The following is a 24,791-nucleotide window of genomic DNA, read 5'->3' as shown; positions in this document are numbered from 1 at the left end:
GGGGCCTTCCCTTCGCACATACGATGGACGGGGTCCGCACCCGGTCCTTGCATGTCGTAGTAGCTGAGGAGAAGACGTGGCTGACGAGCTCACCCCGGAGACCCCGGAAGAAGAGCAGCCCCAGAAGAAGCACAAGCAGCGCAAGAACGGGCTGTACCCGGGCGTCAGCGACGAACTCGCGGAGAACATGCGCTCCGGCTGGGCCGACACCGAGCTGCACGGCCTGGAGCCCATCGCCCAGGCCGGCCACACCGCCGACCGCCGCGCCGCGCTGTCCGCGCGCTTCCCCGGCGAGCGCCTGGTCGTCCCGGCGGGCCGTCTGAAGACCCGCTCGAACGACACCGAGTACCCCTTCCGCGCCTCGACCGAGTACGCCTACCTCACCGGCGACCAGACCGAGAACGGCGTCCTGGTCCTGGAGCCCACCGGGGAGACCGGCCACCAGGCCACCGTCTACCTGCTGCCCCGCTCCGACCGCGAGAACGGCGAGTTCTGGCTGTCCGGCCAGGGCGAGCTCTGGGTCGGCCGCCGGCACTCCCTCACCGAGGCCGAGCAGCTCCTGGGCATCCCCGCCAAGGACGTGCGCGAGCTCCCCGAGGCCCTCACCGAGGCGACCGGCCCGGTACGCGTCGTCCGCGCCCACGACTCCGTCATCGAATCCGCCCTCACCGACAAGGTGACCAAGGAGCGCGACGAGGAGCTGCGCGTCTACCTCTCCGAGGCCCGCGCGGTGAAGGACGCCTTCGAGGTCGGCGAGCTGCAGAAGGCCGTCGACTCCACCGTCCGCGGCTTCGAGGACGTCGTGAAGGTCCTCGACAAGGCCGAGGCCACCTCCGAGCGCTACATCGAGGGCACCTTCTTCCTGCGCGCCCGCGTCGAGGGCAACGACGTCGGCTACGGCTCCATCTGCGCCGCCGGCCCGCACGCCTGCACCCTCCACTGGGTCCGCAACGACGGCGCCGTCCGTTCCGGCGACCTGCTCCTGCTCGACGCCGGCGTGGAGACCCACTCCCTCTACACCGCCGACGTCACCCGCACGCTGCCCATCAACGGCACGTACACCGACATCCAGCGCAAGGTCTACGACGCGGTGTACGAGGCCCAGGAGGCCGGCATCGACGCCGTCAGGCCAGGTGCGAAGTTCCGCGACTTCCACGACGCGGCCCAGCACGTGCTGGCCGAGAAGCTCGTCGAGTGGGGCCTGCTGGAGGGCCCGGTCGAGCGGGTCCTGGAGCTCGGGCTCCAGCGTCGCTGGACCCTGCACGGCACCGGCCACATGCTCGGCATGGACGTGCACGACTGCGCCGCCGCGCGCACCGAGGCGTACGTCGACGGCACGCTGGAGCCGGGCATGTGCCTGACCGTCGAGCCCGGTCTGTACTTCCAGGCCGACGACATGACCGTGCCCGAGGAGTACCGCGGCATCGGCGTCCGGATCGAGGACGACATCCTCGTCACCGAGGAGGGCAACCGGAACCTGTCGGCCGGGCTGCCCCGCACCTCGGTCGAGGTCGAGGCGTGGATGGCGCGGCTGAAGGGCTGACGCCGGCGCGTGAGCAGGGGTGGGCGGGAACCGGGTGCGGCTCCCGCCCACCGCCGTACTACGACGCCTTCAGCAGGGCGCCGTCCCGCCACTTCAGCATCTTGTCGAAGCTCACCACGGCACCGCGGCCCGGCCGGTTGCGGAAGCGGACGTGGTCGGAGAGCTGCTCGATCAGGTGCAGCCCCCGGCCGTTCTCCGCGAGGCAGGAGCCGGCGGATCTCGGACGGGCCACCGTCGAGGGCGGGAATCCCGGACCCGAGTCGGCCACCTCGATGCGGCAGCGGTCCCCGTCCAGGTAGGCCGTGACGCGGTACGCCTCGGTCCCGTCCGCGGCGCCGCCGGCGGAGCTCCCGCCGGGGCCTGCGCCGGTGTCGGCGCCGGGACGGCCGGCGCGGCCGCCGTGCTCGACCGCGTTCGCGCAGGCCTCGCTCAGCGCGACCGACAGGTCGTGGCAGATGTCCGGGTCCACCCCCGCGGTCTCCATCGTCCCCAGCAGCAGCCGCCGGGCGAGCGGCACGCTCGCGGCTTCGCGCCTCAAGTGGAGAGACCACCAGATGCTCATACGGGTACCTATTGCCGCCCGCACCGGGCCGTAAGCCCCCGGCGGCCGGCACAGCCCTCATTCGGCCGATGTGCGTTTCGCGGGCGGCGGTGTACGCGGGCGCGGGGGCGGCGGCGGGACCCCGGCCGGACCCGGTGCCGCGCCCCCGGCCGGGGGCTTCCCACCGTCCCGTCAGCGCAACGTCAGTGCCCGGCCCGCACGGCGTGCGGGCTGACGGCGGGCTGACCCGGCACGGACCGGACGCCGACCGGCGACCGGAACCCAAGGGTCCCTCCAGCACCTGCCGTAGGCAGGGCCCGGGCCCAGTGCGATGATTGCCCGGCCATGACTGCCACCCACACGACACGCGCCGGAGCAGGCCTCCGGATGACCCGGGCCGCGGTGTTCACCGCGGTCTGCGTCGTGCTGTCCGCGGCCGGCCACGCCGTGGCCTCCTGCGCGACCGTGCCGTGGTGGGCGCTGGCCCTGGCCTTCATCGCCGTCTTCGCGGTCGCGGCCACCCTCGCGGGACGCCGTCGCCCGCTGCCCGGCATCGCCGCCGGACTGGCCGTCGGCCAGCTGGGGCTGCACACGCTGTTCGGCCTCGGCCAGCACAGCGCCGCGGCCGCCCAGGCGCCGGCCGGCAGCGCCGACGCCTCGCTGGCGGCGCTCGCCGCCCAGCTGGTCTGCGGGGGCAACTCCGTACCGCTGAGCCCGGCCGACGCCCGGCAGATCCTGGAGACCGCCGGACTGGACCCGGCCGCCGTGGCCGCCCAGGCCGCCGCTCAGGGCCACATGGCCCACGCCCACCTGGCGGGGGGCGCCGCGGCACCGGCGACGGGCCTGTTCAGCCCGGCCATGCTGATCGGCCACCTGCTGGCCGCGCTCGCGGCCGGCTGGCTGCTGGCCCGGGGCGACGCCGCGCTGTTCCGGCTCGTCGAACTGTCCCGGCTCTCCGCCGAAGCCGACCCCGTACGTCCGCTGCGCGCAGCGCTGGCCTTCGTACGCGCCCTCGCGGCCGGGCTCCCCGGCGCACCCGCGCGCGGCCCCCGGGCCCGCCGGAGCGCTGCCGCGCCCGCGGCCTCGACCGGCCGGGACGCACTGCAGCACACCGTGGTCCGGCGCGGGCCTCCGACGGCGTCGTTCGCCCTCGCAGCCTGACGCGGCACCCCACTCCCCGGAACACCGGCGGGAGCACCGGTGCCGCGACCTCCGCGCGCGCCCGCGTGCGGAGACGACGTCACCACTGCTTCCGTGGAGTGTTCCTGCCGTGAAGACCTCTCGCGTCTCCTTCGCCGCCGCCCTCGCCGCCGGCTCCGTCCTCGCCCTGTCCGGTACCGCCTTCGCGCACGTCAGCGTGCAGCCCGCCGGAGAGGCCGCCAAGGGCGGCTACGCGACGATCAACTTCAAGGTCCCCAACGAGCGGGACAACGCCTCGACCACCCAGGTCGAGGTCAACTTCCCGGCCGACCAGCCGCTCACGTCCGTCATGCCGCAGGAACTCCCCGGCTGGACGTCCACCGTCGAGAAGACCAAGCTCGACAAGCCGCTGTCCGTGCACGGCAAGCAGATCAACGAGGTCGTCACCAAGGTGACCTGGACCGGCGGGAAGATCGAGCCCGGCAAGTTCCAGCAGTTCCCGGTCTCCGTCGGCAAGCTCCCCGAGAACGCCGACAAGATGGTCTTCAAGGCGATCCAGACGTACGACAACAACGAGATCGTCCGCTGGATCGAGGAGCCCAAGGAGGGGGCCCCGGAGCCGCAGACCCCGGCGCCCGTGCTGAAGCTGACCGCCGCCAAGGGCGGGGACGACCACGGCGCCGCCGCCAAGCCGGCCGCCGACGGGGCCAAGAACGGCGACAAGACCGACGGCGAGGAGAAGGGCGGGCACGACGAGGCCGCCAAGAGCGCCTCCGACACGACCGCCCGCACCCTCGGCATCGTGGGCATCGTCGTCGGTCTCGCCGGCGTCGCCTTCGGCATCACCTCGCGCCGCCGCGCCGCCGAGTAAGGCGGCGGGCCTCCGGGCCCGTCGCTCCGCCGTCGTACGCACGACATCCGCACCATCCCCGATTCCCAGGGACATTTCCTCATGCGCACCACACGTGTGACGGTCGCCGCCCTCGCGGTGGCGACCGCGCTCGCTCTCACCGCCTGTGGCAGTGAGACGGCCAAGAACACCGGTTCGGTCACCCAGATCACCGGCCAGAAGAAGGCCGGATCCGCGACCGTACTCGATCGCCCCTTCGACAAGCCGGAACTCGTCCTCACGGACACCACCGGCAAGCCGTGGAACCTGCGCGAGCAGACCAAGGGACGGCCGACCCTCATCTACTTCGGCTACACCAACTGCCCCGACGTGTGCCCCCTGACGATGAGCAACATCGCCGTCGCCAAGAAGGCACTCCCCAAGGGGGACCAGGACAAGCTCCAGGTCGTCTTCGTCACCACGGACCCGGAGCGGGACACCCCCGACTCCCTCGGCGCGTGGCTCAGGGCCCAGGACCCGTCCTTCACCGGACTGACCGGGGACTTCGCCACCATCCAGGCCGCCGCCCGATCTCTCGGCATCGGTATCGAGGCCCCCAAGAAGGAGGCCGACGGCACCGTCGTCTCCATGCACGGGGCCCAGGTCATCGCGTTCTCGCCCAAGACCGACGAGGGCTACGTCCTCTACGGCGAGGGCACGACCGTCGACGACTACACCAAGGACCTGCCGAAGATCATCAAGGGAGAAAACCCGTGAACGCCCGCACCATCCGCACCATCGCCGCCGCCCTCTCCCTGACGGCAGCGCTCGCCATATCCGGCTGCTCCTCCTCCGACTCGGACTCCGGGTCCGGCTCCTCCGCCGACACGAAGGCCTCCGGTGCCCAGGAGGCCGGCAAGCCGGCCATGACGGTCGACGGGGCCTTCATGCCCGAACCGGTCAACGACAAGATGGCCGGCGCTTTCATGGTCATCAAGAACGACTCGAAGACCGCCGACAAGTTGGTCTCCGTCACCAGCCCGCTCTCGGACGATCTTCAGATCCACGAGACCAAGGACCAGAAGATGCAGCAGGTCCAGTCGATGGACGTGCCTGCGGGTGGCGAGCTCCGGCTGCAGCGCGGCGGCAACCACATCATGTTCATGGGGCTCAAGAACCAGCCGAAGGTCGGTGACAAGATCACCATCGAGCTGCGTTTCGAGAAGGCAGACCCGGTCAAGGTCGAGCTGGACGTCAAGGAACGGACGTACAACGCGCAGAACTCCACCGCCCACTGACGGACCGAGGAACTGACACGCCATGACGGCCACCGCCCCCGCTCCTTCTTCGGCCCGCGTCCGCGCCGCGGCACTCCTGCCGCGCCTCGCGCTGGTTCTCGCAGCCCTGCTGGCCACCCTGTTCACCGCGGCCGGCCCGGCCACGGCACACGCGGCACTCACGGCGAGCGACCCCCAGGACGGGGCGGTGGTCGCCACGGCGCCCGCCCAGGTCACCCTCTCCTTCTCGGAGCAGGTCGCCATGGGCGACGACTCCATCCGCGTCATGGACCCGCAGGGCAAGCGCGTCGACACCGGCGAGCTGAGGGACATGTGCAGCGGATCGACCATCCGCTACGGCACCGCCCTGCACCCGGGCCTGCCCAACGGCACGTACACCGTCGCCTGGCAGGCCGTCTCCGCCGACAGTCACCCGATCTCCGGCGCCTTCACCTTCTCCGTCGGCGCCCCCTCGGCCACCAGCGTCGCCCTGCCCGACCAGAAGGTGGGCGGCGGCCCCGTCGGCATCGCGTACGGCATCGCCCGCTACGCCGCCTACGCCGGGTTCACGATCCTCGTCGGCGGCGCCGCCTTCATCCTGCTGTGCTGGCGCCGGGGCTCCGCGGAGCGCCCGCTGCAGAAGCTGGTGGTGCGCGGCTGGGTCACCCTCACCGCGGCCACCCTGGCGATGCTGGTGCTGCGCACCCCGTACACCGGCTCGGGGAAGTTCGCCGACGCCTTCGACCTCGACGGGCTCAAGGCCGTCCTGGACACCAAGACCGGCGCCTCCTTCCTCTCCCGGCTGCTGCTGCTCGGCGCGGCGGCGCTGTTCATCGCCGTGCTCTTCGGCGCCTACGCCCGGCGGCAGAAGGCCGCCGCGGACACGACGGGGGCCGACGGCGCCGAGGACCGGGCCGAGGACAAGGGCGCCGAGGACCGGGCCGAGGACAAGAAGGAGACGAGCGACCTCGCCTTCGGGCTCGGCATCGGCGGCTCGGTCGTGGCCGGCGGCATCGCCGCCACCTGGGCCCTTTCCGAGCACGCCTCCACCGGCATCCAGCCCGCGATCGCGATGCCGGCCGACATCCTCCACCTGCTGGCCGTGGCCACCTGGCTCGGCGGGCTCACGGCGCTGCTGGTCGCCCTGCGCAAGGTGCCGGACATCGAGCGGGAAGCCGTCCGGCGCTTCTCCCGGGTCGCCTTCATCAGCGTCCTGGTCCTCGCCGTCACCGGCGTCTACCAGTCCTGGCGCCAGGTCGGCAGCTGGTCCGCCCTCACCGGCACCAGCTACGGCAGGCTGCTGCTCATCAAGGTCGCGCTCGTCGCCGTCCTCGTCGGCATCGCCTACCTCTCGCGGAAGTGGACCGCCCGACTCGGGGAGGCCCGCGCCGAGGAGTCGGCGAAGGTGCTCGCGGGAGCCGATGTTTCACGTGAAACATCGACTCGGAGCACCTCGGGCGATGCCGCCGGAGCCCCTGAAGCGGGCACGGGCGACTCTGACTCCTCCGACGCCTCTGACTCTTCCGACGCCGACCCGAAGCGGGCCGCCCAGCTCGCCCGGCAGCGCGCAGCCCGTGAGAAGGCCCGCGAGACCCGCGTCCGCGACGCCGATCCGGGCCGCGCCGGCCTGCGCCGCTCCGTACTCGCCGAGGCCGGTGTGGCCGTCGTACTGCTGGCCGTCACCACCGTCCTGACCAGCACGGAACCCGGGCGCGCGGTGGAACAGGAGGCCGGCCGGGGCGGCGCGTCCACCACCGCCGTACCCAACCGGCCGGTCAAGATCACCCTGCCTTTCGACACCGGCGGCCAGAACGGAAAGGGCAACGTGCGGCTGGAGCTCGACCCCGGCCGGGTCGGCGCCAACACCCTCCACCTGTGGGCGGACGGCCCCGACGGCAAGCCCCTCGACCTCCCCGAGGTCAAGATCTCCTTCACCCTGCCGGCCAAGGAGATCGGTCCACTGCCGCTCGCCCCCGACCGGGCCGCTGCCGGACACTGGACCGCGTCCGGGGTCCAGCTGCCGCTCGCGGGCGAATGGCGCATCGACGTGACCGTACGCACCTCCGACATCGACCAGACGACCGTCCAGAAGAACGTGAAGATCGGCTGAACAGCGTGACCGACAGCACCGGTAGCACCCCCGACATCGAGATCTCCCGGCGCCGACTGCTGGGCACCGTCGGCGCCGCGGGCGCCGCGGGGCTCGCACTCGGCGCCACGGGCGGCGCGCTCGTGCAGTCAGCGGTCTCCGACTCCCCGGCCGGCTCCCCCGGAGCCACCGGGTCGCTCGCCTCCCTCGGCGCCACCCGGGTCGCCTTCCACGGGGACCACCAGGCCGGAATCACGGACCCGCTCCAGGCCAAGGGCCACGTCCTCGCCTTCGACCTGGCGCCGGGGGCCGGGCGCAAGGAGGCCGCCGCTCTGCTGCGCCGCTGGTCCGACACGGCCAGGCGGCTCATGGCCGGAGAGACGGCGCCGACCGCCGACAGCGGGATCGCCCTGGACGCGGGACCGTCCTCCCTCACCCTCACCTTCGGCTTCGGCCACTCCTTCTTCGACCGCACCGGCCTCACCGCCCGGCGCCCGGTGGCCCTCGATCCGCTGCCCGACTTCTCTTCGGACCGGCTCGACCCCCAGCGCAGCAACGGCGACCTGTGGGTCCAGATCGGCTCCGATGACGGGCTGGTCGCCTTCCACGCCCTGCGCGCCGTTCAGAAGGACGCCGGAGAGGCAGCCCGCGTGCGCTGGCAGATGAACGGCTTCAACCGGTCCCCCGGCGCGACGGCCTCGCCCATGACCGCCCGGAACCTGATGGGCCAGGTGGACGGCACCGGGAACCCCCGGCCCAAGGACCCCGACTTCGACAAGCGGATCTTCGTGCCGGGCGCAGGCCCCGGGCCCGCCGAGCACTCCTGGATGGCCGGGGGCTCGTACGCCGTCGTCCGCCGGATCCGGATGCTGCTCGACGACTGGGACAAGCAGTCCCTCGCCCAGCAGGAGCAGGTCATCGGCCGGACCAAGGCCACCGGTGCGCCGCTGACCGGTGGCGACGAGAAGACCGCGATGGCCCTGGACAAGCTCGGCCCCGACGGCAAGCCGGTCATCCCGTCCAACGCCCATGCGCGGATCTCCGCCCCGGCGCAGAACGGCGGCGCCGCCATGCTCCGGCGGCCCTTCTCGTACCACGACGGCATCGGTCCCGACGGCACCCCAGACGCGGGCCTGCTCTTCATCTGCTGGCAAGCCGACCCGCTGCGCGGGTTCGTGCCGGTCCAGCGGAAGCTCGACCGCGGCGACGCCCTGTCCGAGTTCATCCGCCACGAGTCCAGCGGGCTGTACGCCGTCCCGCCGGGCCCGCGCGACGGGGAGTACGTCGGGCAGCGCCTGCTCGAAGGGTGAACAGCACCGCAGCGGCGGGTGGCCCGGCATTAGGCTGACCGCATGTCGGCCACCCGCTTCACGTATCTCGGTCCCGAGGGCACTTTCACCGAAGCCGCCCTGCGCACACTGCCGGAAGCCGCCACCCGGGAGCTCGTCCCGATGGTGTCGGTCCCGGCCGCCCTGGACGCCGTGCGCAGCGGCGAGGCCGCGGCGGCGCTGGTGCCGATCGAGAACTCGGTGGAGGGCGGGGTCACCGCCACGCTCGACGAGCTGGCCTCCGGCGAGCCGCTGATGATCTACCGCGAGGTGCTGCTGCCCATCGCGTTCGCGCTGCTGGTGCGGCCCGGGACCAAGCTGTCGGACGTCAAGACGGTCACCGGTCATCCCGTCGCCCAGCCACAGGTGCGCAACTGGCTGCGGACGCACCTGCCCGACGCGGTGTGGGAGTCGGCGGCCTCCAATGCCGACGGTGCCCGGCTGGTGCAGGAGGGCCGCTTCGACGCGGCCTTCGCGGGCGAGTTCGCCGCCGCCACCTACGGGCTGGAGGCGCTGGTCACCGAGATCCACGACGCGCAGAACGCCGAGACCCGCTTCGTGCTCGTCGGGCGCCCCGCCCGGCCGGCCGCGCCCACCGGTGCGGACAAGACCTCCGTCGTGCTGTGGCTCGGTGACGACCACCCCGGCGCGCTGCTGGAGCTCCTCCAGGAGTTCGCCGTCCGCGGGGTGAACCTGATGCTGATCCAGTCCCGCCCGACCGGCGAGGGCATCGGCAACTACTGCTTCGCCGTCGACGCCGAGGGGCACATCTCCGACCGCCGGGTCAGCGAGGCGCTGATGGGGCTGAAGCGGACCTGCCCCCAGGTGCGCTTCCTCGGCTCCTACCCGCGCGCCGGTGTGGCGCTGAGTGAGGTGCGGGCCGCGCGGCCGGGCACCTCCGACGGTGACTTCACCGAGGCTTCCGACTGGCTGACGCGCTGCCTCGACGGCCGGGCGTAGACCTTCGTCCACTGTCCACAGAGTTATCCACAGGCCGAGATGCCGACCTGGGGACAAGTCGACAGAGCGGCCCGACAAGGTCGACATATCGGCCGGGCGGCCCAGGTTTCGCGCTGGGGAGCGGCAGGTGAACGGCGTCACCCCCGCATCACCGATCAACTCTTTGGAGCGAGTCATTCCCACCCGAATGAGTGTGTGAGGGCGGTTTGAACCCCGATCGGCAGGGACCAGCCCCGGATGGCTATTGATCTAATTCGATGTCCACAGATCCGGCGCACAGCCTGTGGATAAGAGCGTCCCGCGAGGAATTCCTGTGGACAAGGGTCACCCCCTTCCGCCCCTCCGGCCCTGCTCAGACCCCGCGCACCGATCGCCGTTGCGCCCCTTTTCGGAGAAAGGGGCCGATTTTATCGGCCTGCCCTCAGGGGCTGGATCCAGCCGCCGGGCGAGTACCGGACAAGCCTGGGGCCGGCCATTTCCATTCGCCCGAATTGGGACATAGCGACACGCAGCGTGATATCGGTGTGAGCCCGGGAAGCCCAGCCCGGTAGCCTGGAGGGGTGATTGACCTCCGGCTGCTCCGTGAAGACCCTGACCGTGTCCGCGCCTCGCAGCGCGCCCGTGGAGAGGACGTCGAACTCGTCGACGCGCTGCTCTCCGCCGACGAGCGCCGCAGGTCTTCCGGCATGCGCTTCGACGAACTGCGCAACGAGCAGAAGTCGCTCGGCAAGCTCATCCCCAAGGCCTCCCCGGAGGAGCGGGCCGAGCTGCTGACCAAGGCCGAGCAGCTCAAGCAGGACGTCAAGGCCGCCGAGGCCGAGCAGAACGAGGCGGACGAGGCTGCCAAGCAGCTCCTGCTCAAGCTCGGCAACATCGTCCACGAGGACGTCCCCGTCGGCGGCGAGGAGGACTTCACCGTCCTCGAGACGCACGGCACGATCCGCGACTTCGGTGCCGAGGGCTTCGAGCCCAAGGACCACCTGGAGCTCGGCGAGTCCCTGGGCGCCATCGACATGGAGCGCGGCGCCAAGGTGTCGGGCTCGCGCTTCTACTACCTCACCGGTGTCGGCGCCCTGCTCGAGCTCGCCCTGGTCAACGCGGCGATCGCGCAGGCCACCGAGGCCGGCTTCATCCCGATGCTGACCCCCGCGCTGGTCCGCCCCCGCGCCATGGAGGGCACCGGCTTCCTCGGCCAGGCCGCGGAGAACGTCTACCACCTGGAGAAGGACGACTACTACCTGGTCGGCACCTCCGAGGTCCCGCTCGCCGCGTACCACATGGACGAGATCATCGACGCCGAGAAGCTGCCCCTGCGGTACGCCGGCTTCTCCCCTTGCTTCCGCCGCGAGGCCGGTACGTACGGCAAGGACACCCGCGGCATCTTCCGCGTCCACCAGTTCGACAAGGTCGAGATGTTCTCGTACGTCGCGCCGGAGGACGCCGAGGCCGAGCACAAGCGGCTCCTGGAGTGGGAGAAGCAGTGGCTGACCAGCCTGGAGCTGCCGTTCCAGGTCATCGACGTCGCGACCGGCGACCTGGGCGCCTCCGCCTCCCGCAAGTTCGACTGCGAGGCCTGGATCCCGACCCAGGGCAAGTACCGCGAGCTGACCTCCGCCTCGAACTGTGACGGCTTCCAGGCCCGCCGCCTCGCCATCCGCTACCGCGACGGCAAGAAGACCGCTCCGCTCTCCACGCTGAACGGCACCCTGTGCGCCGTCCCGCGCACCATCGTCGCGATCCTGGAGAACCACCAGCAGGCCGACGGGTCCGTGCGGGTTCCCCCGGTGCTCCGCCCCTACCTGGGCGGCCGCGAGGTCCTGGAGCCGATCGCCAAGTGAGCCCCGCTCCGTTCCCGTACAAGCTCGTCGCGACGGACCTCGACGGCACGCTGCTGCGTGGCGACGACACCGTCTCGGAGCGCACGCGTGAAGCGCTCGCCGCGGCCACCGCGGCGGGCGCGGCCCACATCGTCGTCACCGGCCGCGCCGTGCCCTGGACCCGGCACGTACTGGACGACCTCGGCTACCGGGGGATCGCGGTGTGCGGGCAGGGCGCCCAGGTGTACGACGCGGGAGCGCACCGGCTGCTGACCTCGGTGACGCTGGACCGCCAGCTCGCCGGTCTCGCCCTGTCGAAGATCGAGGCCGAGGTGGGTCCGCTGGCGCTGGCCGCCAGCCGTGACGGGGTGGAGGGCGAGGTCCTCTTCGGCCCCGGCTACCAGGTGCAGGAGGGCCTGCCGGCGCTCTACCTGGAGGACACCGCCGAGGTCTGGACCGCCCCGCTGAACAAGCTCTACATCCAGCACCCGGGAATGGGCGAGGACGAGCTCGTCAGGGTGGGCCGGGAGCTCGTCGGCAACCTGGTGGACATCGTCATGGCGGGCCCCGGCATAGTGGAGATCCTTCCGCTGGGCCTGAGCAAGGCCACCGGTCTGTCGCTCGCCGCACGCCGGCTGAAGGTCAAGGCCGCGGAGACGATCGCCTTCGGCGACATGCCCAACGACATCCCCATGTTCGGCTGGGCCGCGCACGGCGTCGCCATGGCCAACGCCCACGCGGAGCTCAAGGCGGTGGCCGACGAGGTGACGACCTCCAACCAGGAGGACGGCATCGCGGTGGTCCTGGAGCGCCTGCTCGGCGCCATGTAGTCATCAGGGATGCGGCGTACCCCAGGACGCAGCACCCGGGACCGGACGCACGAGAGGTCCGGGACGGCCCGCGCCGCGAGGCGCGCTCGAAGTGGCCGTCCCGGACCTTTTGTTACTCCCCGCACCACTCACTGTGCCCCGGCCTCACGGCCCTTACCAGCGAATTTCCGCCGGTCAGCCGTGGAGCCTGCGCCGCCGCCAGTAGGCCGCCGTCACGACTGCGAGGAGCGGCCCCCACAAGAGCAGCGGGGCGTAGCAGAGGGTCATGAACCAGTACGCGGCCCCGCTGGGAGCCGTCGGGCTCTGCGTGAAGTTGGCGTTCCACGCGAACGAGGAGAGCACGGTGACCGCGGTGACGGCGGCGGCGCCGAGGACCGCGGGAACCACCGCGACCAGCGGCGGGATGCGCCGGCCGCCCAGCCCGGGGATCCAGCGCGGCACCTCCTCGCCCCACCGTTGCACGAGGCCGAGGGTGAGCAGGCCCAGGCATTCGGCGAAGGCGCTGAGCGCTATGAGGTAGAGCGAACCGACGCCCGGGAAGTTGTCGGCGTGCAGAGCGTCGCCGGCTCCCCAGCCGACGGGGATCCCGACCGCGATCAGTACGCGCCACAGCCCGCTCGGCAGCAGGGTCAGGGCCGCGGCCTTCGCGGCCCAGCGGACCGGACGGGAGACGCCGGGTACCACCGAGACTGCGGAGACGGCGGGGGCGGGGGCGGTGAGAGTCATGGGTCCAAGTCCTGTTCGGCAGGCGGCTGGTGGTGCTTCAAGCCTCGTCCGGCGGGGTCCGCGGCACCATCGGCCGATCAGCAGGTTCGAGGCCGCCGGGAGCCGGATCCGCATCTGCCGAACGGCAGATGGAACGGCCCCGCCCCGGCTCGTAGGGTCGGCGGCATGACCGTGAACCCGCGTGCCCTGTACGCCCCGGCACTGGCCTGTGCCTCCGTGCTGTCCCTCGGCGGGTCCTACGCCCGGGTGCCCGGGGCGTGGACCCTGGCGGGGATGGCCCTGCTGCTGCCCCTGCTGGCGCTCGTGGCCCGGTGGTCTCCGGTGCGGCCCGGGGCGGTGACCGGCGTCCTGGGCGTCGCGGCGGTCTCGGTCTGGCCGGTACCGCTGCTGTGGGCGGACGGGGCGTCGTGGCTGGAGTGCAGCGGGGCGGCGGCGTTCTGGTCGGCGCCCGCTCTCGCCGCACTGGCCCTCGGCGGCCACCTGCGCAGGCAGGAAGGCAGGACGCGGCGGGCCGTACAGGACGCCCGACGCGGTCAGCAGATCGAACTGGCCCGCGATCTGCACGACTTCGTCGCACACGACGTGAGCGCCATCGTGGTGCAGGCCCAGGCGGCCCGGTTCGTCGCCGGGAACGATCCCCGCCAGGCGGTCCTCGCCCTGGAGCGCATCGAGGCGGCCGGCCTGAACGCGCTGGCCTCGATGGACCGGACGGTGCACGCGCTGCGCGCGGCGGCGGGCGGGCCCACCACCCCGGCACCCGGGCTCGCGGAACTGCCGGAGCTGGTCGCCCGGTTCGAGGGCGGGGTGCTGGAAGCCGAGGAGCAGGCTCTCGCCGCGCTGTCGCGCGAGGCGGACACCACCGCGTACCGCGTCGCGGTGGAGGCGCTGACGAACGTACGCCGGCACGCGCCCGGAGCGGACTCGGTACGGGTGACCGTCCGGCGGGCCCCGGCGGGGATAGAGCTGAGCGTGGCGAACACCGCCCCACCGCGCGGTCGCCGGGGTCTCCTCGGCCGCCGGAACGGCGGCGGGACGGGCCTCGGGGCCTTGCGGGAGCGGGTGGAGGCAGCGGACGGCACTCTCGGAGCGGGACCTGACGAGGCCGGGGGATGGAGGGTTTCGGCGGTCTTCCCGTCGGGCGACGCCCTTCAGGGGTGATCATGGCAGCGTGACCACGAGCATCCTGATAGCCGACGACCAAGAGGACATCCGCAGCGGATTCCGGCTGATCCTCGACTCCCAACCGGACATGACCGTGGTGGCGGAGGCCGCTGACGGGGAAAGCGCCGTGGAGCTGGCCCGGCGGCTGCGCCCCGACGTGGTGCTCGCGGACATCCGCATGCCGCGCCTGGACGGGCTGGAGGTGACCCGGCTGCTGTCCCCGCAGACCCGGGTCGTGGTGGTGACCACCTTCGACCAGGACGACTACGTCCACACCGCGCTGCGGAACGGGGCCTGCGGCTTCCTGCTGAAGCGGTCGGGCCCGACGCTGCTGATCGAGGGGGTGCGGGCGGCGATGGCCGGGGACACCCTGATCAGCCCCCAGATCACCGTCCGGCTGCTGAGCCGGCTGTCGGACCCCGGGACCGCCGCGGCTCCCGTGCCGCCCGGGCAGGTGCTGACGGGGCGCGAGCTGGAGATCGTCCGGCTGGTGGCGCGGGGGCGTACGAATGCCGAGATCGGGGCGGAGCTGTTCATCAGCGCCGGTACCGCGAAGACTCACATCGCGAACGTGCAGGCCAAGCTGGGAGCCCGGAATCGGGTGGGGATCGCCGCGTGGGCCTGGGAGCACGGAGTGGTCGGCCCCGAGTAGGGGTCGGCGAGGGGCCTGCCTGGTGTTTCACGTGAAACAAGGGGGGGTCAGGCTCGTGTTTCACGTGAAACATCGGCCGGCGGCCCGTGCCCGTGCGGATCGCGGTGCAGGGTCAGCGGCCAGGCGAGGAGCCCGACGGCGAGCGAGATGGCGTGACCGAGGTCGGTGAAGCTCCCCCCGGTGAGGAGGGGCAGTCCGAAGAAGGCGACCACGCCGAGGAGGTAGAACCATCTCCAGGGGTTCGGGAGCCGGTAGGTCAGCACCCCCATGGAGGCCGCCAGCCCGTAGCTGACGCCGATGTCGACGACGTGGGTCATGCTGTGCGGCGCGCGGTGGTCCTGGATGGCCATCAGGAGCACCTTCTGGCTGACGAGGGTGGCGACGACATGCGCGGTCGCGACGATCAGGAGCCAGCGCAGGGTGCCGAGCCATCGCTCCACGGGGGCGTGGAAGAACTCGAAGAGGACGGCGTAGAGGGCGAGCGAGGCCGGGTTCTCGATCCAGAAGGCGCTGCTGAGCAGTGCCCGGACGGGGTACTTGACCAGCTGGTGGATGTTGCTGCTGTTGCGGTGGAGCAGCACGTGGTCGAGCCGGTCCGGGGCGATGGCGACGACGAGGCTGGTGACGGCGACGATCAGCAGCCATATGTGCGTGCCGGGCGAGGAGCGTATCCAGGACCGCAGGGGCCTGGACGGCTCAGGCTCGGGATGCTGGATCATGCACCCGATGATGCCCGGCAAAGCCGTGCCCCGCCTGGCCGGTGGGCCGGGCGGGGCACGGTCGTGGACGCTGCCGACGGGCTCCTACTCCTCGCCGGCGAGGGTGAGGCGGCGCAGCTTCTGGCCCGCGTACAGGGTGGCGCCGACGGTCACCGCGAGGAGCAGGACCACTGCGGTGGGCAGGCCGACGCTGGAGTCGACGTAGCCCTGTCCGGCGACCTTCTCGGCCAGGGCCAGGGCCCACTGCTGGACGCTGAGCGTCTTGGCTCCGGAGACGAGGCTGCCGAAGAGGGACTCCCAGATGAGGGCGTAGACCAGGCCGAAGACGACCGCGTGCCGGCTGACGGTGCCCAGCAGCAGGAACAGGGCGCTGTAGGCGATCGAGGCGACGAGGGCGGCCACGGTGTAGGCGATGGCGATCTGCTGGCCGTTGCCGTTGAGGATGAAGCCCGCGATCAGGGTGGGGATCGCGGAGAAGGCCATCGTGACGGCGATCGCGACGATCAGCTTGGTCATGATGATCGTCGGCCGCTTCACCGGCTTGGAGAGCAGGTAGACGATCGAGCCGTCGTCGATCTCGGGGCCGATGGCGCCGGTGCCGGCGATGACGCCGATCAGCGGGACCATCGTCGCGAGGGCGAAGCCGCCGAGGAGGTCGGCCGCCACCTTGTCGTCCACGCCGGTGAAGAAGCGGACGGCGAGGGAGATGACGATCAGCAGCGCGGGGAGCGCGAAGAGGATCAGCGCGCGGCGCCGGCCGAGCAGGGCCCGGTAGGTGAGCCGGGCGACGGTGGGGTTGTACATGGGTGCCAGCTCCTTCAGGCCGCGACGAGGTAGGAGAAGACCGACTCGAGGGACTCGTCGGAGGGCGAGACCGTCAGCAGCCGGATGCCGTGCTCGCGGGCGACGCGCGGCAGCAGCTCGGTGAACCGCCCGAAGTCGACGGCCTGGATGCGCAGCGCGCCTTCCTTGAGGTCGACCTCGATGCCGGCCGTGGACGGGTCGGCGATCAGGGCCGCCGCGAGGGCCCGGTCGTCGGAGGAGCGGACGAGGTAGCGGTGCGGTCGGTCCGTCATCAGGCGGCGGATCTTGCGGAAGTCGCCGGATGCGGCGTGCCGGCCGGCGACGACCACCTCGATGTGCGAGGCGAGCTGTTCGACCTCCTCCAGGATGTGGGAGGAGAACAGGACGGTGCGGCCCTCGTCGCCCATCCGCCGCAGCAGGTCCATGAGCTGCATGCGCTGGCGCGGGTCCATGCCGTTGAAGGGCTCGTCGAGCAGGAGCACGGACGGGTCGTGGACGAGGGCGGAGGCCATCTTCACGCGCTGGCGCATGCCCTTGGAGTACGTGGCGATCTTGCGGTCCTGGGCGTACTCCATCTCGACCGTGGCGAGCGCCCGTTGGGCCGCCGCGTCGTCGAGCCCGTGGAGCTCGGCGTTGACGACGACGAACTCCCGGCCGGTGAGGAAGTCGTACATCGCCTCGCGCTCGGGCACGACGCCGATCTGCTTGTAGACCTGCTCGTTGCGCCAGATCGGCGCTCCGTCGAGGGTGACGGTGCCCGTGGAGGGGGCGAGGAAGCCGCCCATCATGTTGATGAGGGTGGACTTGCCCGCGCCGTTGGGGCCGAGGAGTCCGGTGACGCCGGGACCGATGCGCATGGTCACGTCGTTGACGGCGACGACGTTCCCGAACCAGCGGGAGGTGTGGTCGATGTCGATGATGGTCACAGCCCGGCCTTCCGGTAGCGGGACATCAGGGCGGCGTAGGAGCCGACGATGAGGCCGAGTACGACGAGCAGGTACACGATGCCGGTGGCGGTGGACGGGCCCTCGCCGCCGGGGAAGGCGGAGGTGGCGCCGAGGAAGGCGGTCTGCACCCCGTCGATCAGCGAGATCGGGGAGAACAGGCCCATCCACTCGATGGCCCCGGTGTTCCCCGTGGAGTAGGCGACGGCCTGGACGGTGGAGACGGCTCCGTAGGGGATGAGCAGCAGGGCGATGACGGCGGCCACGCCGAAGCCGCGGCGCGGGGTGAGTGCGGCCATGACGAGGCCGAGGCCGGCGAAGAGCAGCGACAGCAGCAGTACGGACACCAGCCCCTGCCCGAATCCCTTGGTCTGGTGACCGAAGTCGAACTTCGCCAGCAGCGAGCCGATCCACATGATCAGCAGCGGGGTGGCGGTGAGGATGAAGAGGGCCGAGGCCATGGCGGCGTACTTGGCCAGCACGTAGTCGACCCGCTCGATGGGCCGCGAGAAGTACAGCGGCACCGTCTTGAAGCGCAGGTCGCGGGAGACCGACTGGGGTGCCTGCGAGGCGAGGTAGAGGCCGATGACCACCTGCGTGGTCAGGGCGTACGTCGTGTACTTGATCGGCAGGTCGCTGGAGCCGGGGACGGCGATGGCCACCGCGACGATGATCAGCGCGGGAACGCACATCACCGCGAAGAGGATCATCGGCAGCACCTTGGACTTGGCGGAGCGGCCGAGCCCGTACGCGCCCCGCAGGGACTGCGAGAACAGCGAGGTACGGGCGTAGCCGCGGCCGAGCCGGGGTCCGTCGTAGGACCGGTAGCCGATGTTGTGGATCTGGGTCGAGGTCTCAGGCGCCATCGGGGCCGGCTCCCTTCGGGTGGGCGTTGGACGAGGGCCGGTCGCTGTCGCGGAAGACCTCGGCGATGTGGTGGCGGCGCTGTTCCATGCGGACCAGGCCGAGACCGAGGTCGGCGACGGTGTCGCGGACGGTGTCGTACGTCTCCTCGCCCGTGGCCTCGACGAGGAGGATGTGGCCTGCGCCGGGCAGGCCCTGCTCCTCGCCCGCGTGGAGGGTGATGCCCGCCGCGGTGAGCGCCTTGCGCAGGGCGGCCGTGCCGTCCGGGTACGCGTCGGAGTCGGTGACCTCGACCGCGAGGGTGGTCGTGGTCTGGGTGAAGTCGCTGGTGGAGCTGGAGCGCAGCAGCTTGCCGCCGTCGACGACGACCACGTGGTCGCAGGTCCGCTCCAGCTCGCCGAGGAGGTGGGAGGTGACCAGGACCGAGATGCCGAAGTCGGTGTAGACGCGGCGGATCAGGCCGAGCATCTCGTCGCGGCCGACCGGGTCGAGGCCGTTGGTCGGCTCGTCGAGGAGGACCAGCTGCGGGTCGTGGACCAGCGCCTGGGCGAGCTTGACCCGCTGCTTCATACCCGTGGAGTAGCCGCCGATGGGGCGGTAGCGCTCCTCGTACAGCCCGACGTGGCGCAGCGTGTCGGCGGTGCGTTCACGGGCGGCGGTCGGCGGGAGGCCGGACATGCGCGCCATGTGGACGACGAACTCGGTGGCCGAGACGTCGGGCGGCAGGGCGTCGTGCTCGGGCATGTAGCCGACCCGCTCACGGATGGCGCTGCCATGCGTGGCGACGTCCAGTCCGAGCACGGCGGCACGGCCCTCGGTGGCGGGGGACAGTCCGAGCAGGATCTTGATCAGCGTGGACTTGCCGGCTCCGTTGGCACCCACGAGGCCGGTAACGCCGGGCCCGATGTCCAGGGAGAGCCGGTCGAGGGCGGTCACTCGGGGGTACCGCTTGCTCAGGCTTTCGGTCGCGATGACAGTCACGGCTTCGACGTTAGTGCCGTGGGGGCCGCGGATCGTCAGACCTGGAGCGGGATCGCGTATCCGCCTTGAGGACTACGGACCCTGACGGAAGGCTGATGCCGCCGAAGTTTGTCCACAGGTCCGTGTACGGGCCTTGACGTGATCTCCGCCCATTGTCACATTCATCAGTGGCAGGTTTCGGGAGCGTTGGGCGACAGGGACGGACGGCCGGCATGACTGGGGACACCAAGCAGCGCACCGCGCACGACTCCGGGCAGCTTTCCGCCGGGCTGCACGGCTTCAGGGAGGTCCAGCGGCTCGCGTACGAGTGCGCGGAGACCGTGGCGGCGCAGCTGCGCCCCGGAGTGACCGAGCGCGAGGCGGCGCGGATGCAGCGCGACTGGCTGCGCGAGCGCGGGGTGCGGGACTGGTTCCACCTGCCCTTCGCCTGGTTCGGGGACCGTACCGCCTTCGCGAACTTCAAGATCCCCCTCCAGTTCTTCCCGACCTCGCGGCGGCTGGAGCCGGGGATGCCCTTCATCCTCGACATGGCGCCGGTCTACCGGGGCTACGCGGCTGACATCGGCTACTCCGGCAGCCTCGGCCTCAACCCGGTGCAGGACCGGCTGATGTCGGACCTGCGGCCGCACCGGGAGCTGATCCTGGAACAGGTGCGCGAGCGCCGGCCGCTGCGGGAGATCTACGAGAACGTCGAGCGGCTGATGACCCGGCAGGGGTACGCCAACCGGCACCGGGCCTACCCCTTCGGCGTCATCGCGCACAAGATAGACCGGGTCAAGGAGCGCCGCTGGTCCCCGACCGCGTTCGGCTTCGGCACCCAGTCCCTCAAGGGGCTGGCCTCCGACGCCCTGCACGGGCACCGGGAGGGCTGGTCGCCGCTGTGGAGTCCGTACCACTTCTCCGACCACCCGCCGCAGCCGGGCCTGTGGGCGGTGGAGCCGCACCTGGGCTTCCGGGGCACGGGTGCGAAGTTCGAGGAGATCCTGGTGGTCACCGACTCCCGGGATCCCGGAGAGAGCGCGTTCTGGCTGGACGACGACCTGCCGCACGTGCGGCGCTGGGCTGAGGAGAAGGCGGCATGAGCGGGATGAGCGGGACGGCTCTGGAGGGTGCGCGCGAGCGCCGGGTGAGCACGGGCGGGATCGAGCTGTGCGTCGTCGAGCTCGGGGACGCGGCCCGGCCGACCGTACTGCTGGTGCACGGGTACCCGGACAGCAAGGAGGTCTGGTCGGAGGTGGCCGAGCGGCTCGCGGACCGCTTCCACGTGGTGCTGTACGACGTACGCGGCCACGGGCGTTCCTCGGCCCCGGTGCCGCTGCGCGGGGGCTTCACCCTGGAGAAGCTGACCGACGACTTCCTGGCCGTGGCGGACGCGGTCAGCCCGGACCGTCCGGTGCACCTGGTCGGCCACGACTGGGGCTCGGTCCAGGGCTGGGAGTTCGCGACGGTCGCCCGTACGGAGGGCCGGATCGCCTCCTTCACCTCCATGTCGGGGCCTTCCCTCGACCACTTCGGGCACTGGATCAAGCAGCGGATGAGGCGGCCCTCCCCGCGCCGGACCGCCCAGCTCCTGGGCCAGGGCGTCCGGTCCTGGTACGTGGGCATGCTGCACACCCCGGTGCTGCCGGAGCTGGCCTGGCGCGGCCCGCTCGGCAGGCACTGGCCGAAGCTCATGGAGCGCAGCGAGGGGATCCCCGTCGGCGGGTACCCGACGGCCTCCCTGTCCTCCGACGCGGCGCACGGCGCCTGGCTCTACCGGGACAACGTGAGGGCCCGGATGAGCCGGCCCCGCACCGACGCGTACGCGCACGTACCGGTGCAGCTGATCGTCCCGACGGGGGACGTCTTCCTCTCCGAGCGGCTCTACGACGACGTGGAGCGCTGGGCACCGGGACTCGTGCGGCGGACCCTGCCCGCGAAGCACTGGATCCCCAGGACCCGGCCGGACCAGGTCGCGGCGTGGATCGCCGACTTCGTCACGGCCCGCGAGGAGCCTGCCGCGCGGGCGCCGGAGCAGCGGGCCCCGGGCAGGTACGCGGACCGGTTCGGCGGTCAGCTGGTGCTGGTCACCGGGGCCGCGAGCGGCATCGGGCGGGCCACCGCGTTCGCGTTCGCCGAGGCCGGGGCGCGGGTCGTGGCGGTCGACCGGGACGGTGAGGGCGCGGCCCGCACGGCGGAGATGGCACGGCTCGTCGGTGCCCCGGAGGCCTGGGGCGAATGCGTCGACGTCAGTGACGAGCAGGCGATGGAGAAGCTCGCGGCGAAGGTCGCCGCCGAGTACGGCATCGTCGACGTGCTGGTCAACAACGCGGGGATCGGCCTGTCGGGGCCCTTCCTGGAGACCGGCTCCGAGGACTGGAAGAAGGTCCTGGACGTCAACCTGTGGGGCGTCGTCCACGGCTGCCGGATCTTCGGCAAGCAGATGGCCGAGCGCGGGCAGGGCGGCCACATCGTCAACACCGCCTCCGCGGCCGCCTACCTGCCCTCGCGGACGCTGCCCGCGTACAGCACGTCCAAGGCCGCGGTGCTGATGCTGAGCGAGTGCCTGCGCGCGGAGCTGGCGTCCCAGTCGATCGGGGTCTCGGCGATCTGCCCGGGCATCGTCAACACCAACATCACGGCCACCTCCCGGTTCGCCGGGGTGGACGCGGCGGAGGAGAAGCGACGCCAGAAGCGCTCCTCGCGGCTGTACGGACTGCGCAACTTCCCCCCGGAGAAGGTCGCGGACGCGATCCTGCTGGCCGTGGTGAAGAACCGGGCCGTGGTCCCGGTGACGCCCGAGTCCAAGGCCGCCCTGTGGATGTCGCGCTTCGCGCCGAATGCCCTGCGCCGGATCGCACGGCTGGAGCCCCGGCTGTGATGCCGTGCGACGGCATGCGCGGCATGGCCATACCCCGCTCCTGCCCGCGGTCGTACCATCCCTCGCAGGAGGGCTCGCTGCTCAACGCGGTCGAGTACCTGGCGGCGTCACCAGCTGCCCGGACCGCGGCGGGCGCGGTCGGCCGAGCCGCCATGTCGTAGGGAGCCGGGATTGTCCGATCAGGCGGTAGCCGAGTACAGGATCGAGGATCTGGCCCATCACAGCGGGGCGACGGTGCGCACGATCCGGGCGTACCAGGACCGCGGCCTGCTGCCGAAGCCGGAGCGGCGGGGCCGGTCCAACGTCTACCGGGACACGCACCTGGCACGGCTGCGCCAGATCGCCGACCTGCTGGACCGCGGCTACACCCTGGCCTCCATCAAGGAACTGCTGGAGGCCTGGGACGCGGGCCGCGGGCTGGGCGGCGTACTGGGCCTGGTCGCCGAGGTGCACGGGCCCTGGACCGACGAGGAGGCCGACCGGATCAGCCGGGAGGACCTCAACGCGCGGTTCGGCGGCCTGCCCGACGACGACGCGGTGGACGAGGCCTGTGAGCTGGGGGTGCTGGAGCGGATCCCGGGCCGGCCGGACGAGTTCCTCGTGCCCTCGCCGCAGGAGCTGGCGGTCGCGGCCGAGCTGTACGCGGCGGGGGTGCCCCTCGGGGCAATCACGGGGCACCTGCGCGAGCTGCGCGGGCAGGTGGAGCACATCGCCTCGCGCTTCCTGGAGTTCACCACCGAGCACGTCTTCGCCCGCTACCTCGGGCAGGTGCCGCCGACCGACGCGGACGCGGCCGAGGCGGCGACCATGGTGCGCAGGCTGCGGCCCCTGGCCCAGCAGACCGTCGACGCCGAGCTGGCCCGGGCCATGCGGTTGTTCGCGACCCGGCACCTCCAGCGGCACCTGGGTGCGCCGGGTGCGGCGCAGCCGACGGGCCCCGCCCCGGTGGCCCTGCCCGCCGGGACGGTACGGGCGGTGCAGGAGCTGGTGGGGCCGGAGCACGTGGCGGAGTTCGTCCGGGCCGCGACGGAGCGGGAGCTCCAGGCCCGGACGATGAACGATCTGGCCAGCCGGGGCGGCCGGTAATGCTCGATCGGTAGTCCACAGGGGGTCCCCGGGGCGAATCGCTCAGATGTCGCCGAAACCCGCCGAAACGGCTGTGGACAACTCCCGTCCGCCTGTGGGCAACACAGGTGATCGCCTAGACGATGGCCTCGAACGCCGAGCCCGTGCGGGGCATATCGGCCACCACGGCCTCCGTCTCCGGCTGTCCGGGGCGCGGCGCCCCGGTTCCGCCGTCACGGTGCTCGCGGCCGTAGAGCAGCGCGGCCAGGGCGAGGCCGAGGACGCCGCCGAGCAGCTGCGCCGCGACGAACCCGGGCAGCGACTGTGGGGCGATGCCGGTGAAGGAGTCGCTGAAGGCCCGTCCGACGGTGCCGGCGGGATTGGCGAAGGACCCCGACGAGGTGAACCAGATCGCGGCGGCGATGTACGCGGCGACCGCGGCCGGGATCAGCCCGTGCCGGCCGATGCGGCCGAGCCCTTGGATGACCAGGACGAGTCCGGCGGTGGCGACGATCTCGCCGATCAGCAGGTGGCCCCCGTCGCGGACCTGGGTGGAGAAGGTTCCCGGGGTGCGGCCGAACATCGTCTCCGCCAGCACGGCACCGCCGATGGCGCCGGCGGTCTGGGCGGCGGCGTACGCGAAGGCCTCACGCGCGTCGAGTCCCTCGCCTCCGGTGCGGCGCGCCCACCAGGCGGTGAGGGTGACGACCGGGTTGAGGTGGGCTCCGGAGAGGGGGCCGAACAGGGTGATGATCAGGCCGAGGCCGATCGCGGAGGCGAGCGAGTTGGCGACGAGGGCGACACCGGTGTCGCGGCTGAGGTTCGCGGCCTGAATGCCCGAGCCGATCACCACCACGAGCAGGCCTGCGGTGCCGATGAGCTCGGCAGCCACACGCCGAAGCAGTGAAGCCTTATTTGTCATAATTTCTCCCTCTGGATAAGTCGTGATGCGGAAAATGTATTCCGTATCTTGGAAAAGCGATAGAGGGGTGCCGAGCCCGTCCAGGGGGTGGAAAATCGCTGCCCGAGGGCGCTGCGAGCCGTCAAGCTGGGGACATGGATGACCGACGCACCGTGAAGGTGTCCAAATACGTCTCGAAACACCTGCGGCACCAGCCGGAACGGATCGGACTGGTGCTCGACCCCCAGGGCTGGGTGGAGATCGACGATCTCCTGCGGGCCGCCGCGGAACACGGATTTCCGTTCAGCAGGGCTGAGCTCGACCACGTGGTCGCCGCCAACGACAAACAGCGGTTCGCCGTCGACGGCACCCGCATCCGGGCCAGCCAGGGGCACACCGTCGCGGTGGACCTGGGCCTGCCGGAGGCCGAACCGCCCGCGCACCTGTACCACGGCACCGTAGCCACCGCCCTGGACGCGATCCGCGCCGAGGGCCTGCGGCCCATGGCCCGCCATCACGTGCACCTGTCACCCGACCGCGAGACGGCGACCCGGGTGGGCGCGCGCCGGGGCCGGCCCGTGGTCCTCGCCGTGGACGCCGGAGCGATGCGCGCGGCCGGGCACGTCTTCCGGGTCAGCGCCAACGGAGTGTGGCTGGCGGACGCGGTACCGCCGGAATTCCTCCGCTTCCAGTAACCGGCCGGGGGGTGTCGGCCGGGGCGGAATTCACGGAGTGATTGTCGGATCGTCCACCTACTCTG

Annotated in this window: 24 protein-coding genes and 1 pseudogene; 17 read left to right on the top strand and 8 right to left on the bottom strand. The window is 71.8% G+C overall.

Translation table 11 applies throughout. The annotated features are described in order from the left end of the window. Positions 1-76: 76 nt before the first annotated feature. Positions 77-1,543: an aminopeptidase P family protein gene (locus ACZ597_RS07835; protein WP_471326370.1), complete on the top strand. Its 1,467-nt coding sequence runs from the start codon at positions 77-79 to the stop codon at positions 1,541-1,543. A gap of 58 nt (positions 1,544-1,601) precedes the next feature. Here the strand turns inward: ACZ597_RS07835 and ACZ597_RS07830 are convergent, their stop codons facing one another. Further along, positions 1,602-2,105, bottom strand: coding sequence for an ATP-binding protein (locus ACZ597_RS07830; protein ID WP_471326368.1), 504 nt, complete (start codon positions 2,103-2,105; stop codon positions 1,602-1,604). Between the two features lie 324 nt (positions 2,106-2,429). On the opposite strand from ACZ597_RS07830, the gene ACZ597_RS07825 reads away from it, so the two are divergent. From ACZ597_RS07825 to ACZ597_RS07785, 9 genes are all read left to right on the top strand, one after another. Beyond that, positions 2,430-3,245: a hypothetical protein gene (locus ACZ597_RS07825; protein WP_471326365.1), complete on the top strand. Its 816-nt coding sequence runs from the start codon at positions 2,430-2,432 to the stop codon at positions 3,243-3,245. A gap of 109 nt (positions 3,246-3,354) precedes the next feature. After that, positions 3,355-4,095, top strand: a complete 741-nt coding sequence (locus ACZ597_RS07820; RefSeq protein WP_471326362.1) for a YcnI family copper-binding membrane protein — start codon at positions 3,355-3,357, stop codon at positions 4,093-4,095. 81 nt (positions 4,096-4,176) lie between these two features. Next, positions 4,177-4,830, top strand: coding sequence for an SCO family protein (locus ACZ597_RS07815; protein ID WP_471326359.1), 654 nt, complete (start codon positions 4,177-4,179; stop codon positions 4,828-4,830). Beyond that, positions 4,827-5,351, top strand: coding sequence for a copper chaperone PCu(A)C (locus ACZ597_RS07810; protein WP_471326356.1), 525 nt, complete (start codon positions 4,827-4,829; stop codon positions 5,349-5,351). Before ACZ597_RS07815 ends, ACZ597_RS07810 begins: the two co-directional genes overlap by 4 nt. A gap of 22 nt (positions 5,352-5,373) precedes the next feature. After that, positions 5,374-7,440: a copper resistance CopC/CopD family protein gene (locus ACZ597_RS07805; RefSeq protein ID WP_471326353.1), complete on the top strand. Its 2,067-nt coding sequence runs from the start codon at positions 5,374-5,376 to the stop codon at positions 7,438-7,440. Beyond that, on the top strand, positions 7,365-8,729 hold the full coding sequence (gene efeB, locus ACZ597_RS07800; RefSeq protein WP_471326351.1) for an iron uptake transporter deferrochelatase/peroxidase subunit: 1,365 nt from the start codon (positions 7,365-7,367) through the stop codon (positions 8,727-8,729). Before ACZ597_RS07805 ends, efeB begins: the two co-directional genes overlap by 76 nt. 42 nt (positions 8,730-8,771) lie before the next feature. Beyond that, positions 8,772-9,707, top strand: a complete 936-nt coding sequence (pheA, locus tag ACZ597_RS07795) for a prephenate dehydratase (protein ID WP_471326348.1) — start codon at positions 8,772-8,774, stop codon at positions 9,705-9,707. 560 nt (positions 9,708-10,267) lie between these two features. Beyond that, on the top strand, positions 10,268-11,545 hold the full coding sequence (gene serS, locus ACZ597_RS07790; protein ID WP_401245595.1) for a serine--tRNA ligase: 1,278 nt from the start codon (positions 10,268-10,270) through the stop codon (positions 11,543-11,545). Then, complete coding sequence (locus ACZ597_RS07785) at positions 11,542-12,354, top strand: HAD family hydrolase (protein WP_471326345.1); 813 nt, start codon at positions 11,542-11,544, stop codon at positions 12,352-12,354. The genes serS and ACZ597_RS07785 overlap by 4 nt, the downstream gene beginning before the upstream one ends. A gap of 174 nt (positions 12,355-12,528) precedes the next feature. Here ACZ597_RS07785 and ACZ597_RS07780 read toward each other — a convergent pair whose 3' ends face one another. Continuing rightward, positions 12,529-13,080: a hypothetical protein gene (locus ACZ597_RS07780; RefSeq protein ID WP_471326342.1), complete on the bottom strand. Its 552-nt coding sequence runs from the start codon at positions 13,078-13,080 to the stop codon at positions 12,529-12,531. Between the two features lie 165 nt (positions 13,081-13,245). On the opposite strand from ACZ597_RS07780, the gene ACZ597_RS07775 reads away from it, so the two are divergent. Both ACZ597_RS07775 and ACZ597_RS07770 read left to right on the top strand, forming a co-directional pair. Beyond that, positions 13,246-14,238, top strand: a complete 993-nt coding sequence (locus ACZ597_RS07775; protein ID WP_471326339.1) for a sensor histidine kinase — start codon at positions 13,246-13,248, stop codon at positions 14,236-14,238. A 10-nt stretch (positions 14,239-14,248) separates the two neighbouring features. Next, entirely contained in the window at positions 14,249-14,893 is a 645-nt protein-coding gene (locus tag ACZ597_RS07770; RefSeq protein WP_471326336.1) for a response regulator, read from the top strand. Positions 14,894-14,940: 47 nt separating this feature from the next. On the opposite strand, the gene ACZ597_RS07765 is transcribed toward ACZ597_RS07770, so the two are convergent. The 5 genes from ACZ597_RS07765 to ACZ597_RS07745 form a co-directional block, all read right to left on the bottom strand. Beyond that, positions 14,941-15,612, bottom strand: a complete 672-nt coding sequence (locus ACZ597_RS07765; RefSeq protein ID WP_471326333.1) for a rhomboid-like protein — start codon at positions 15,610-15,612, stop codon at positions 14,941-14,943. A gap of 84 nt (positions 15,613-15,696) precedes the next feature. Next, a complete protein-coding gene (locus ACZ597_RS07760; RefSeq protein WP_471326330.1) occupies positions 15,697-16,416 on the bottom strand; it encodes an ABC transporter permease in 720 nt (239 codons plus the stop codon). Positions 16,417-16,430: 14 nt separating this feature from the next. Then, positions 16,431-17,342, bottom strand: a complete 912-nt coding sequence (locus ACZ597_RS07755; protein ID WP_471326327.1) for an ABC transporter ATP-binding protein — start codon at positions 17,340-17,342, stop codon at positions 16,431-16,433. Then, positions 17,339-18,226, bottom strand: coding sequence for an ABC transporter permease subunit (locus ACZ597_RS07750; RefSeq protein ID WP_471326324.1), 888 nt, complete (start codon positions 18,224-18,226; stop codon positions 17,339-17,341). Before ACZ597_RS07750 ends, ACZ597_RS07755 begins: the two co-directional genes overlap by 4 nt. Beyond that, complete coding sequence (locus tag ACZ597_RS07745; protein ID WP_471326321.1) at positions 18,216-19,205, bottom strand: ABC transporter ATP-binding protein; 990 nt, start codon at positions 19,203-19,205, stop codon at positions 18,216-18,218. Before ACZ597_RS07745 ends, ACZ597_RS07750 begins: the two co-directional genes overlap by 11 nt. 212 nt (positions 19,206-19,417) lie before the next feature. Here ACZ597_RS07745 and ACZ597_RS07740 point away from each other — a divergent pair, with 212 nt between their 5' ends. From ACZ597_RS07740 to ACZ597_RS07725, 4 genes and pseudogenes are all read left to right on the top strand, one after another. Continuing rightward, complete coding sequence (locus ACZ597_RS07740) at positions 19,418-20,287, top strand: M24 family metallopeptidase (protein ID WP_471326318.1); 870 nt, start codon at positions 19,418-19,420, stop codon at positions 20,285-20,287. A 5-nt stretch (positions 20,288-20,292) separates the two neighbouring features. Beyond that, a complete protein-coding gene (locus ACZ597_RS07735; RefSeq protein ID WP_471326803.1) occupies positions 20,293-22,065 on the top strand; it encodes an SDR family oxidoreductase in 1,773 nt (590 codons plus the stop codon). Between the two features lie 20 nt (positions 22,066-22,085). Further along, a pseudogene (locus ACZ597_RS07730) lies at positions 22,086-22,226 on the top strand (metal-dependent hydrolase); the annotation flags it as partial. A 10-nt stretch (positions 22,227-22,236) separates the two neighbouring features. Beyond that, positions 22,237-23,151 (top strand): MerR family transcriptional regulator, encoded by a 915-nt coding sequence (locus tag ACZ597_RS07725; RefSeq protein WP_471326315.1) that lies wholly within the window; start codon positions 22,237-22,239, stop codon positions 23,149-23,151. A 115-nt stretch (positions 23,152-23,266) separates the two neighbouring features. On the opposite strand, the gene ACZ597_RS07720 is transcribed toward ACZ597_RS07725, so the two are convergent. Continuing rightward, the gene (locus tag ACZ597_RS07720) at positions 23,267-24,052 is read right to left on the bottom strand and encodes an aquaporin (protein WP_471326312.1); all 786 of its coding nucleotides are present in this window, start codon (positions 24,050-24,052) and stop codon (positions 23,267-23,269) included. A 134-nt stretch (positions 24,053-24,186) separates the two neighbouring features. On the opposite strand from ACZ597_RS07720, the gene ACZ597_RS07715 reads away from it, so the two are divergent. Continuing rightward, entirely contained in the window at positions 24,187-24,726 is a 540-nt protein-coding gene (locus ACZ597_RS07715; RefSeq protein ID WP_471326310.1) for an RNA 2'-phosphotransferase, read from the top strand. Positions 24,727-24,791 lie beyond the last annotated feature (65 nt).

Source organism: Streptomyces sp. NPDC040718 (genome assembly GCF_055593565.1).
This window is presented reverse-complemented; position numbering and strand designations above follow the sequence as displayed.

What these genes read in the sequence shown, in the direction of transcription:
- ACZ597_RS07830 (WP_471326368.1), bottom strand. Translation starts at nt 2,105, where the DNA reads ATGAGCATCTGGTGGTCTCTCCACTTGAGGCGCGAAGCCGCGAGCGTG.
- ACZ597_RS07825 (WP_471326365.1), top strand. Translation starts at nt 2,430, where the DNA reads ATGACTGCCACCCACACGACACGCGCCGGAGCAGGCCTCCGGATGACC.
- ACZ597_RS07815 (WP_471326359.1), top strand. Translation starts at nt 4,177, where the DNA reads ATGCGCACCACACGTGTGACGGTCGCCGCCCTCGCGGTGGCGACCGCG.
- ACZ597_RS07805 (WP_471326353.1), top strand. Translation starts at nt 5,374, where the DNA reads ATGACGGCCACCGCCCCCGCTCCTTCTTCGGCCCGCGTCCGCGCCGCG.
- efeB (WP_471326351.1), top strand. Translation starts at nt 7,365, where the DNA reads ATGGCGCATCGACGTGACCGTACGCACCTCCGACATCGACCAGACGAC.
- pheA (WP_471326348.1), top strand. Translation starts at nt 8,772, where the DNA reads ATGTCGGCCACCCGCTTCACGTATCTCGGTCCCGAGGGCACTTTCACC.
- ACZ597_RS07780 (WP_471326342.1), bottom strand. Translation starts at nt 13,080, where the DNA reads ATGACTCTCACCGCCCCCGCCCCCGCCGTCTCCGCAGTCTCGGTGGTA.
- ACZ597_RS07775 (WP_471326339.1), top strand. Translation starts at nt 13,246, where the DNA reads ATGACCGTGAACCCGCGTGCCCTGTACGCCCCGGCACTGGCCTGTGCC.
- ACZ597_RS07765 (WP_471326333.1), bottom strand. Translation starts at nt 15,612, where the DNA reads ATGATCCAGCATCCCGAGCCTGAGCCGTCCAGGCCCCTGCGGTCCTGG.
- ACZ597_RS07760 (WP_471326330.1), bottom strand. Translation starts at nt 16,416, where the DNA reads ATGTACAACCCCACCGTCGCCCGGCTCACCTACCGGGCCCTGCTCGGC.
- ACZ597_RS07750 (WP_471326324.1), bottom strand. Translation starts at nt 18,226, where the DNA reads ATGGCGCCTGAGACCTCGACCCAGATCCACAACATCGGCTACCGGTCC.
- ACZ597_RS07740 (WP_471326318.1), top strand. Translation starts at nt 19,418, where the DNA reads ATGACTGGGGACACCAAGCAGCGCACCGCGCACGACTCCGGGCAGCTT.
- ACZ597_RS07735 (WP_471326803.1), top strand. Translation starts at nt 20,293, where the DNA reads ATGAGCGGGACGGCTCTGGAGGGTGCGCGCGAGCGCCGGGTGAGCACG.
- ACZ597_RS07720 (WP_471326312.1), bottom strand. Translation starts at nt 24,052, where the DNA reads ATGACAAATAAGGCTTCACTGCTTCGGCGTGTGGCTGCCGAGCTCATC.
- ACZ597_RS07715 (WP_471326310.1), top strand. Translation starts at nt 24,187, where the DNA reads ATGGATGACCGACGCACCGTGAAGGTGTCCAAATACGTCTCGAAACAC.